Below are 10,996 nucleotides of genomic sequence, written 5' to 3' on the forward strand. Positions count from 1 at the left end.
GATAAGCGGCCCGTCTGGCCGAGCGCGGCGGCCACCCCTCATCTGACCCCCTGCCCCGAGGGCCTCGCCAAGCAATGGCTCGAGAGAGCCTCTTCGCGTCCGTGTGTGCCAACCGTGCCGCCTCCGGCCCGTCGATGAGCTGTGCCCTTCAACGAAGGCGTGTCCGGGGATCGGTCATAACGGGACCGCGCCGACCCGCTGCGGTACCGTCGGCGAAGTTCGCACTCGTGGTGAAGTTCGACTTGATCGACGCCGACAAGGCGACAGCATTCGACCTGGTCGCCGAGACCGTCGCGGCCATTCAGGAGCATGAGCCCGGCACGCTCGTGTACGCCACTCACACAGTCGAAGGTGAGCTGCTGTCGCGGGTCTTCTACGAGGTGTCTCGGGACCGGGCCGCGTTCGACGAGCACGAGCGGCAGCCATACGCGGCGCTTCCTCGACCGGCGCGGCGAGTTCATCCAGTCGTTCCGTGTCGAGTTCCTGGCCCCAGCGGCGGCGACGGGGCTGCCCGGCTAGAGCCGGTTCGTGATTCCGCACCACACGGCGAACCGCGCACGGTGTCGACGCTGCGCGCCTCGGCGCGTGCCAGCGCCCGCACGGTCTCGTGGACACCAGGGTTGTAGCGGGTCTGCGCTGGCGCAATGGACTTCGCTGTCAGCAGCCGGAGGATCGCCGAGCACGCTCCGCGAGAAGAAGTACGCGCCGTTGTCGTGTGGTGCGGCGGGACGGGCTCGGCGAACCGTGACAGCGGGGCCGAGGATCCCTTCCTGTCGTCGGCGCCTGTGCAGTCGTTGGCGGCTTTGGCGGCGTCCTCGGCGGCTCGGGTCGCTTCGGCGGCAGCCGAGACCGCGTCTTGTGCTATCTGCGTGATCTTCTTCGCGCGGCTCCGGGCGCGATCGTCGGCACTGGCGGCGAGGGCGTTTGCGGCGGCACGGGCTTTCGTGGCGCGGGTTCGGCTCGCGTCGTCGTCAGCTATGGCCTCCAGGGCATCAGCGCGCCGTACGGAATCGTTGGTGGCGGTCGGGAAGGCGGGCTCAGTGCGGAAGCGGTCGTGAATGTGCCCACCGCCATTCATATCGAACGTGCCCGTTTCAAGCGGCGGCCGGTAGGTGTCCAGCCGACTGAGTGGTTCCGCGAACCGCGCGGTAGCGGCGTTTTCCTCAGCGAGGCGACTTTCGTAGGTGATGGCGGCATCGGCCATTTTCTGGGCACGTGTAGCGGTATCGCGGGCGGCGGCGGCCAGGGCATCCGCGAAGTCCGCGTCCATGCGGGCGAGACCGCATTCACCGGCCGCCGAGTGCGTCCGAGCGGAGTCGGCCAGACCGCGTGCCGCCTCGGCCATAGCGCGAGCGTCGGTGACCGAGCGGACGAGCAGACTATCGGCGGCAGTATGGGCGATGTCGCGGAAAGTGCGCGTGAGCACGCTGACGGTGATGTTCTGCGCGACCATGGCGGCGCGTGCTTCAGGGGTGACGATGTCGGCTGAACCACGCGACTTTGCTCGAGTCATTGTGTACCTCCTGTGTGACCACGATGCGGGATACTTCGATCGACTACGAACATTCGGCCCGACGCTCCCGGTGAGAGAGCACATCAGCTCACGCCGCGTGTTGGTGACGGGCCTGGTTTGCGATTGCTCATATAGGGGTTGGGTAGCTGAAACGCGCCGTGCTCACAGAACCGAAGAAGCGGCCTGGAGCGGCTACCGGGCAATCCCTATCCGATAGCGGCGGATCAGCTATGCGGCAGCCTCCACCAGTCCGGCGTGCGATGGGGGGCGGCGTGGGACGTTCCGCGCCGCCGCGAATGTCGGCGCGCCGCTGCGGCGCGATCAGAATTCGGCTGACCGACGGCGTGCGTGGAGCGCCCCGGTGAGCGGGCGGGGTTCAGCCGATCGACGCCCTGAAGTCCGCGCCTTGCCGGAATTCTTGTGCGGCCTCGGCGATCTCGACGACGGGGTAGACCTCGTACTCCGCGAAGAAGCCGAATTTGCTCGGACCGTCGGCCAGGTCCATCGGATTGTCGGTCTCGACCACCGCGAATCCGCCCCTGCCGTCGAGCCGGCCGACGAATTGGTGATACGTCGTAGTGGGGGACGGCTTCCAATTCGCGAACACGTCCAACGCGCGCCGCATGCCGGCTTCATTCTCGGCCGGGGAGCCGTTCCAACGGTATGTCCAGGAAACCACGTACTTCATTTTCATCCTCCTAGGGATGCATCGAAGTTGCTGGTCTGGTGCGGATACCCACAGCGGAGCAGGACATACCCGCACGTTGTCATCGCGCTGTCGAGCGGTCATGCGGCGCAGATCATCGAAGCGGGGATAGGAATCCAGGGGTTCGCGCAGACGCCGACCCACGGCGGAGCATACATACTCAACATGGCGGGCTCGACTTGCGTGGATGTCGGCACCGGGTTGCTCGCCACATGGACGGGCGCGGGGGACGCGGTAGCCGCACCGGAGCCGAGAACGATCATCGGACCTACCGCTACCGCTACCGCCGCCGCCACGCGAATTCTATTCATTTTCATGGTGTTTCCCCTCTGATGCTGCTTTCGGAATGCCTTCGTCCGTCACAGGCACCCAACAGGTGAACACCATCAACTCTGCTCGGAGGTCGCACGGGACCACATCAACCCCCGGGTCGGAATCTCTCGAACCTCGCGGCCTGGTCGGTAGTCGAGCCTTGTCGGCGCCGGATCGGCAGGAAACTGTGGAACTCGAGGTTCTCACCTTGCAGCATTGACTGTGGCTCCGGCTTGCGAAGCCGGAGCGGCTTCGCGACCTGCGAGTCCGCTACTCGTCGATCCAGCCGAGCTCAACGGCGTTCTTGTGCACGGCGTCTTCGACCGCGGGCAGCGTGAGGAACGAAACGGCGTACAGAACAACGAGAAGCTCGATCGCAACGGCCCACTCGCGGGGGCGCGAACATCGGCGGCACCACCCACGACTCGAGACTGTCGCCGACCGCCAGATGTGACGCCACGGCACCCGACCACAAGAAGAAGGCACCCGCGTACGCCCATTCCTTGATCAGGGGGAGCCTGGGAGCAATGATCACAACGGCCGCGCCGACCTGCCACGCGCCCAGCACGTAGGCGAAGAAGTGCGGGTATCCCAGGTGTCGCAACTGGATTTCGATCCATTCGATCGTCAGGAGGTTCCACACCGATCCCGCAATCAACTCGAAGACGATGACAAGCGTGGTGGCCCAGAAGGCGATGAGTCGGATCCGGCTCCGGTCACTTCGTGCGGCGGGGGCTGACTCTCCGGCGGTCGCGTGCGGAAACGTTGTGGCTATTCGAGTGGGCATCTCGGCCTTCTTCATCAAATCGATCCGGCGTGTTCTACCGCGTGATCTCGAAATCGGTGCGCATCTGCAGATGGTCGGCCGCCAGTGTTCCGGCGTAGCCGCCGCCGATGACGACGACCTTGTGGCGTGTTTCGGGTTCAGTCATGCCCCCAAGACACCGCACAGCGCCGAAACATGACACGATCCGACGTGACATGCGTCACTCTCAGATGCTGCGCCGGAAGGCGAAGGCGATGCTCACACAGTGCGTGAGGATGGTGCCGAAAGCGCTGGAATCGGCATATCGGATGGTCGAAAATCCGCAACCGCAACGCGCAGTGCAATCAGAAGAGGCGTCGCGGACCCGTAGCTGTGGGGCCGAGCTGGCGGAACTCGGCGTCGATGTGGACCGCTGAAGGTACCGCTACCGCCAGCATCTTCTGTGGGCGCAGAGGGGATCGAACCCCCGACCGCTGGTGTGTAAAAGCGTGGCATACCGTCCGGTCGGTACTATTCCGTCCATCTCGCCCAGGTCAGAAGCTTGATCGTGTCCAGCGTGTACCGCTGTTTCCTGCCGATATCTGCCTGTCTTGGCAAGCTCTTGGCAAGCTGGGGAATCGCTATGCTGCTCTGATCGTCACTCCACGGCCCGAACGCGTCTTTGATACAAAATCTGATACAGAGGGAGTCGGGCGACAGATGTGTCATGGCTAGCTTGATGAGCGGGTTGAGATGCGGACCCCTCCCCCCGGGGGGGTGCCTTGACCGGTGCTGTCCCTCCTTCGTCCCCAGATTCGGCACTGGGATCAGTCGGCCTCTGCTCCAACCTACCCTTGCCTGGAACCCCTGACTGTATCGCCTGGCGCCAGCCGGACCGGGGGCAGTCACTGCGGACACAACGGCCACAGCAACGATTGCCGTCGCACCAGGGAGCGCTGTATCCGAACCGCCACTCATGGAGCGGGTAGCGGGACGCCCGGAGAGAGCGAGCTGATGTCGAAGTATGTGTCTGCTCAGTGATTGATCAGATTCCGGCTATCCTGATCTTGGACCGGAGGTCATGCTTCCGCATCGGCGCGGGTTTGCGTGCACGTTGCCCGACGAGGGTGCGGATAGAAGCCAGCACTTGCAACACAGCCGAGTACGCGCCCACGTGCTCGACGCTGTCCGGTCGAATGTTGTTGTCCGTCTTCATAAGAGCGACGTGCGCTCTCGGTGGGTAGGATTCACTCAGACGGGCATGTGTCGCTGTAGCCGACAATTACATGTTTGGGTGGCGCGCTGAACACCGGTCCGATATGAAGGGAACGTGTCTACTCTGCCTGGCGGGCGCGACGAGGCCGAAACCCGTGCTGCCCTAATCGATCCAGCGTTGCGACGGGCGGGCTGGGAGGACTCCCAACTCAACCTGGAATTCTGGATCGGCGATGGTCAGATCGTGGACGCCGGGGGGATCGCATACCGCAGCAGCCGCCTTCGCGCGGACTACGTGTTGGAGCACGAGCCTGGTTTTCCGCTCGCGGTCGTTGAGGCTAAGCGAGAGGATGAGCCGGCGGCCACCGGCGTCGAGCAGGCTAAGCGGTACGCGCGCGGCTTGGCCGTCCCGTTCGCGTACGCGACTAACGGCCATGAGATCCGTGAGATCGACATGACGGCGGGTACGGAGAAGGTCATCAACGCCTTCCCTCGGCCGGAGAAACTGTGGCACCGGTTCGTCACCGCCAAGCACTTGGACAACCAGCTGGCAATGAGGTTCCGGCGCACACCGTTCAGCCAGGCGCTGGCCAACTACGACGGCACGATCAAAAGGCCGCGCTATTACCAGAAGGCAGCGGTGGACGAAGCGCTCACCGCGATCGCGGCAGGCCAGCGGCGCATCCTGCTGACGTTGGCCACCGGCACCGGCAAGACCTTTGTTGCGTACCTGCTCGCCGCCAAGTTGTGGGATACCCAGTGGCCCAGCGGGACTGGCAGGCCGCGTGTTCTCTACCTGGCAGATCGCAACATCCTGGTGGATCAGCCAAAGGACGAGTACTTCATCCCGGGCTTCGGTGACGAGGCCGTGTGCAAGCTGGGCGAGGGCAGGGCTGTGACGAGCCGCAGCTTCTACTTCGCGCTCTACCAGTCGCTCGACCAGACCCGAGCCGACGACGCCCTATTCCTTCAGTACTCCCGTGACTTCTTCGACCTGATCATCGTCGATGAATGCCATCGAGGGTCCTCCGCCGCAGACTCGGCCTGGCGGGAGATCCTGGAGTACTTCGAACCGGCCGTGCAGGTTGGCATGACCGCAACCCCGGTGGACGACTCGACTCGAAGCACATATGAGTATTTCGGCGACCCCGTATACACCTACTCGCTCGGGGATGGAATACGCGATGGTTACCTCGCGCCGTACCGGGTTAGGAAGATCCAGCTGAACGTCGACATCACGGGTTGGCAGCCCGAGCCGGGGCAGCTGGACCGGTACGGTCGCGAGATCCCGGATAAGGTGTATGGACGCAAGGAGTACGAGCGGCTGCTCGCAATAACTGAGCGGACCGTGGAGGCCGCACGTGCACTGACCGAGCATCTGCGCAATACCGACCCAATGTCCAAGACCATCGTGTTCTGCGAGAACATCGATCACGCGGGGCGGATGCGCGAGGCCCTGACCAACCTCAACGCTGACTTGGCGGGCCCAAACCACGACTATGTGTTCCGCATCACTGCAGACGACGGCAGCGCCGGGCTGGCAATGCTGTCGATGTTCCGCAAGGTGGATACCGAACGTCCGGTCATCGCTATCACCTCCCGACTCCTCAACACCGGGGTGGACCTCCCAACGGTGCGCAACATCGTGCTGTTCCGGATCATCGGATCGGTGCCGGAGTTCAAGCAGATCATCGGGCGCGGCACGAGGCTCTTCGAGGAGGACGGAAAGCTCGCCTTCGACATCATCGACTTCACTGACGCCACCAAGCACTTCAGCCGCCCGGACTTCGACGGCTTGCCCCTCGGGCGGCCCACCGTATCGGTTACCAACACGCAAGGTCACCTGGTCGATATTGATATGCCGGACCCGGACTCGGCTGGCGAGCCTGAAGAAGGGCTCGTTCAAATGAGCGAACCCGCGCCAGCCTACGGGCCTAGTGCTGGTCAAGTAGTGGCCGATCCGGTGCAAGCCGCGAGGATTCGCCAAAGCCGGGAGAGGTACTACGTTGATGGGGTTGAGGTTTTCGTTTTTAACGACTCGCTATACATCCTCAACGCCGGAACGCAAGAGTTGCGGCTGACAGAGTACCGCCAATGGGTCGGTGAGCAGGTACGTCGTCTGGACCTCACACCCACAAACCTGCGTGCTCAGTGGGCTCGTGCCGTCACCCGACGGAAGCTCGCCCAAGCCTTCCGCGATGCCGGGATCGGCACCGAGCAGGTATACCGGCATTTCGGTCACGAGGATGTCGATGAAGTCGACCTACTGCTGAACCTCGCTTACAACACCGCGCTGGTCACCAGGAGTGAGCGCGTCAAGCGAGTACGCCGGGAGCACCAGGCGTTCCTCGAGGGTTTCGCCGCGGAGGCCAGGGAGATCCTGGAGATCCTCCTGGACAAATACGAGCAGTCCGGGATCGAGGAGTTGTCAGCCAAAGCGCTACGGACCCCAGCTTTCGCTGGTATGGGTGGGGTAGTCAGCCTCGCAGGGCGCTTCGGCGGCGGCGAGAAGTTGCACGACGCGCTCGACAGCTTGACTGCCCGCCTGTACGACATCGCAAATTGACCGCCGTAATGTAGTGGCCTGCGCGGGCCGTTTCCGCGTGCTGCGTGAGTGGATAGTGGGAGCCGGGAGAGGATGACAGAGGACAATCAGGGCGCGTTGTTCGTAGCTGAATCAAGTCGGGCTCCCAAGCGCAAACCGAGGGCCCGTGCGCCCCGCAAGCAGGCGGCTCCGAAGCCGGCCCCCGTTCGTCTGGCGGCCATCGTGAAGTCTGCTCGCGACATCATGCGCACGGACGAGGGTCTCAACGGCGATCTCGACCGCCTTCCCCAGTTGGCCTGGTTATTGTTCCTGCGGTGTCTGGATGCCAAGGAGGACGAGCGAGAAGTCCTTGAAGGAGAGGCATTCACACCCGCGATCAAGCCCGAGTACCGGTGGCAGAGCTGGGCCGCGGACCCTCGTGGCCGGACAAATCAGGAGTTGATCGACTTCGTCAACACCGAGTTGCTGCCCTATTTGGCCAACCTGGAGAAGGAGATCGACGAGGACGACCGGGCTGGCTTCGACCCGCGACTGGTCATATCGGCGGTGTTCAAGGATCTCAGCAACCGCATGCGCAATGGCGCCTTGCTGCGCGAAGTGATTGACCAAGTCAACAAGGTCGACTTCACTCAGCAGGAGGACATCCACACGATGGCGGCCCTGTATGAGGGAATGCTGCGGGAGATGCGCGACGCCGCAGGCGATTCCGGCGAGTTCTACACCCCTCGACCAGTCATCCGGTTCATGGTGCAGCAGCTGTTCCTTGAGCTCGGCGAGTCCATCCTCGATCCAGCCTGTGGCACTGGCGGATTCCTCGTCGAGGCGCTTACCGAACTGGCCCCCAAGGCCGTGGACTCCCAGCTGATCGATCAACTGCACGCGGACCTGCGCGGCATCGAGAAGAAGTCCCTACCGTACCTGCTGTGCAACATGAACCTGCTGCTGCATGACGTCCCCCAGCCACACGTCCTTCGAGCCAACGCCCTCGTGCAGATGCGCAAGGAGGTCGGCGCGGCGACAAAGGTCGATGTCATTCTCACCAACCCGCCCTTTGGTGGCGAGGAGGAAAAGTCGGTCAGCAACGCGTTCGATGCTGGCTTCCAGAGCCGGGAGACTGCATGGCTGTTCCTGTATGCGGTGATCGACAAGCTCAAGCGTGGAGGGCGCTGCGGCATAGTCCTGCCGAACGGCGTGCTCTTTGGCAATGATGCCGTGGCAGTCAAGATCAAAGAGAGGCTGCTGGCCGATTGCAACCTGCACACTGTCGTCCGTCTCCAACAAGGTGTCTTCGCCCCTTACACCGACATTCCGGCGAACCTGCTGTTCTTCGAGAAGGGCACTCCGACCACCGAGACCTGGTACTACGAGCTCCCACTGCCAGAAGGACGACGCGCCTACACCAAGAGCAAACCGCTGTCCTTCGACGAGTTCGCGGAATGTCGGCGATGGTGGGGAGGTGCCGAACGGACCGGCCGCGAGAAGACGCCCCATGCATGGTGTGTCCCCGTTGAGGATCTCAAGGAACGAGGCTACAACCTCGATCTGAGCAACCCCCATAACACTGATAGCCTCGCTGATCACGATCCAGTCGAACTCGTCGCAGATCTGATAAAGACGCAACATCAGATCCTCGGATTGCTTGAAGAATTGCAGGCAGAATTGGAGGGCGGCCGATGAGTTATCCACAACGCCCGCTCGGAGAAGTGCTCCAGCTACATTGTGATGCCGTCGAAGTCAGAGCTGACAATACGTACAAGATTGCCGGTGTATACAGCTTCGGGCGTGGGCTCTTTGAGCGGGAAAGTATCGCGGGCGTGCAGACCCAATACCGCTACCTTCACAGGCTTCATGCAGGGGCGGTCGTGCTAAGCAAACTAAAGGCATTCGAGGGTGCGATAGCGGTCATTCAGGAGGAATTTGAAGGCCGATATCTGTCGCCAGAATTCCCTACATTTATGATCAACAGCTCCGCAGCTGACGCGCGCTATATCCACTACCTTTGCTCCTGGCGCCAGCTGTGGGAACGGCTTGCCCAGAAATCAACGGGAATAGGATCGCGCCGTGAGCGCGTCAGCCCCGGGCAGCTGCAGGAAACCCTAGCCCCCCTCCCGGACCTCGCCGAGCAGCGCCGCATCGCCGCGAAGCTTGACGCTGTGATGGGGAAGCTGAAGCAGATCTCCGATCTCCAAGCGAGAAGTTCAAACCTACGAGATGCGTTCCTGCAGTCCGTATTTAATAAGCTACGCGGGGAAACGCATCGCACGATGAGCGACCTTGTGGAGTTTGAGCGATTGCCCGTAGGCCTTCAGGAGAAAAAGGAGTACGTACAGATTGGCGTTCGTTCGTTCGGTAGGGGTATCTTCCACCGCCCTGCAGTGCGTCCGGATGAATTGAGCAAGCTAAAGTATTTTAAGATAATCCCTGGTCGGTTGATTGTTAGCAACATTATGGCATGGGAAGGGGCTGTAGCCCTGTCGAAATCTGCGGAAGCGGGTTGTATAGGATCGAGTCGGTTCCTAAGCTTTGTTCCAAAGAATCGTGTCAATCCCGCATACCTAAACTACTACTTCCGGACACATGAAGGACGGCTGAGTATCGCGAGCGCCTCCACAGGTACAGTGAAGCGTAACCAGACACTTTCGGTTCGTAACTTCGAGCGCATCGCGATCCCTGTTCCTGATGTTGAAGTGCAGAACGAGGTAGTCCGCATGATTGATCTCACGGAACTACGCATCCACACTCTAGAGCAATCTCAGTCGGACAACGCGAAAAGTACGCGGACAGCGCTACTGGACGCTGCTTTCACGGGTCGGTTGTAGAGCGTGTTGTGTCGGTGAGGTCCCGCGCGCGCTTGCAGAGCAATGCTGCCCTCTCTGTGAGGAATGTGTCGTAGTCGTTAACTAGCGCAGCGTCGAACGCAGCAGGCGGAACGAGGCTGGCCGCGCAGTTCGCGCGTATAGTTGCCTCGCCGTGCATGTCAATCAAGTCCTGGAGGTACTCGGATGGACGTTGGTCCGAGATATGGATATTCGTGATCGAGGTGAGCATAATTATGTTTGCAACCGAGTTGATGACGGCATCGCCATAGCCTTGCTTCTTTAGATACGCCTGCGGGAAGAAGTGGTGGTACTCCTTATCGTTGCTCCAAGACAATGCCTTGCCCACGTCGATCGGTCGTCCGGAGCGGAGATCCACTGGTCGTTCGCGTGCGAGCAGGAGTGCATGTGCCTTCGAGAACGCTGCTCCTTGCCGGAATCGGGTTCGTTTCCACGCGTCGGCTCCGGGCATTCCAGTCGCTGGTGGAAGCTCGGCGATATCGCCCGCAGCGAATGCCCGGATCGCGTCACGGGTTGCGATCATTTGCCGTCCGGACCAGCCGCTGAAGTAGCCGGCGAACGAGGTACGCCAGAACCAGCGTTCGAGCGCGGTGATCTGAGAGGAGGTCGGTTTGTCGACACGGTGGAACAGGTCAGCGAGGACGGTGAACTGGTTCTGGTAGGGCAGTGCTGCTGCACTGGGCAGTCCGAGGTCGGTAGCGAGGAAGTCTGCCGCGCGGCGGGCTCCCTCGGACGCCTTCTTGATGACGACCCGGAGTTCGGCCGAACTGTGGCGCCGTAACTTGTCGATATCTTCACGGTCATAGCCGTGTTCCGCCGCCGCGGCGATGATGCGGAGAAGAGTTGGTGGCTCGACTGTATCGAACCGCTTCGGTGCGAGACTGAGCGAGGCGTCCTCGAGTAGGTCGGCCAAATCGAAGTCCCGAGTCCAGGTCGCCGCGCGGATCAAGTCAGCGATGGTCAGCGTGGTCGCGGTGCTGTTGATCCGCTCGAAGACTCGCGCCACCTCATCGATATCCATGTCCTTGATGTCAGCCGTCAAGTAATTCCTCCAGGTGAGGGGTAGTTCCGTCACGGAATTCCCCCACTCTGTCCGTCACCGTTTTCCTCCACCCGGCCGTCA

7 protein-coding genes are annotated in these 10,996 nt (G+C 62.0%); 3 read left to right on the forward strand and 4 right to left on the reverse strand.

Annotation, left to right across the window (positions count from 1 at the left end; all coding sequences use genetic code 11):
* Positions 1–457: 457 nt before the first annotated feature.
* The 3 genes from AB0M45_RS28205 to AB0M45_RS28215 all read right to left on the reverse strand — a co-directional run bounded on the left by AB0M45_RS28205 (position 458) and on the right by AB0M45_RS28215 (position 3,333).
* Positions 458–1,513: a hypothetical protein gene (locus AB0M45_RS28205; RefSeq protein WP_364335409.1), complete on the reverse strand. Its 1,056-nt coding sequence runs from the start codon at positions 1,511–1,513 to the stop codon at positions 458–460.
* A 376-nt stretch (positions 1,514–1,889) separates the two neighbouring features.
* On the reverse strand, positions 1,890–2,201 hold the full coding sequence (locus tag AB0M45_RS28210; protein ID WP_364335411.1) for a DUF3303 family protein: 312 nt from the start codon (positions 2,199–2,201) through the stop codon (positions 1,890–1,892).
* Between the two features lie 622 nt (positions 2,202–2,823).
* Complete coding sequence (locus tag AB0M45_RS28215; RefSeq protein WP_364335413.1) at positions 2,824–3,333, reverse strand: DoxX family protein; 510 nt, start codon at positions 3,331–3,333, stop codon at positions 2,824–2,826.
* Between the two features lie 1,273 nt (positions 3,334–4,606).
* Here AB0M45_RS28215 and hsdR point away from each other — a divergent pair.
* The 3 genes from hsdR to AB0M45_RS28230 all read left to right on the forward strand — a co-directional run bounded on the left by hsdR (position 4,607) and on the right by AB0M45_RS28230 (position 9,855).
* The gene (gene hsdR / locus AB0M45_RS28220; RefSeq protein ID WP_364335415.1) at positions 4,607–7,057 is read left to right on the forward strand and encodes an EcoAI/FtnUII family type I restriction enzme subunit R; all 2,451 of its coding nucleotides are present in this window, start codon (positions 4,607–4,609) and stop codon (positions 7,055–7,057) included.
* A gap of 72 nt (positions 7,058–7,129) precedes the next feature.
* Positions 7,130–8,713 (forward strand): class I SAM-dependent DNA methyltransferase, encoded by a 1,584-nt coding sequence (locus AB0M45_RS28225; RefSeq protein ID WP_364335418.1) that lies wholly within the window; start codon positions 7,130–7,132, stop codon positions 8,711–8,713.
* A complete protein-coding gene (locus AB0M45_RS28230; protein WP_364335420.1) occupies positions 8,710–9,855 on the forward strand; it encodes a restriction endonuclease subunit S in 1,146 nt (381 codons plus the stop codon). The genes AB0M45_RS28225 and AB0M45_RS28230 overlap by 4 nt, the downstream gene beginning before the upstream one ends.
* On the opposite strand, the gene AB0M45_RS28235 is transcribed toward AB0M45_RS28230, so the two are convergent.
* A complete protein-coding gene (locus AB0M45_RS28235) occupies positions 9,839–10,915 on the reverse strand; it encodes a hypothetical protein (RefSeq protein ID WP_364335422.1) in 1,077 nt (358 codons plus the stop codon). The two genes, AB0M45_RS28230 and AB0M45_RS28235, sit on opposite strands and share 17 nt — an antisense overlap.
* Between the last annotated feature and the right edge of the window lie 81 nt (positions 10,916–10,996).

The organism is Nocardia sp. NPDC051787 (assembly GCF_040681325.1).
Taxonomy (GTDB): domain Bacteria; phylum Actinomycetota; class Actinomycetes; order Mycobacteriales; family Mycobacteriaceae; genus Nocardia.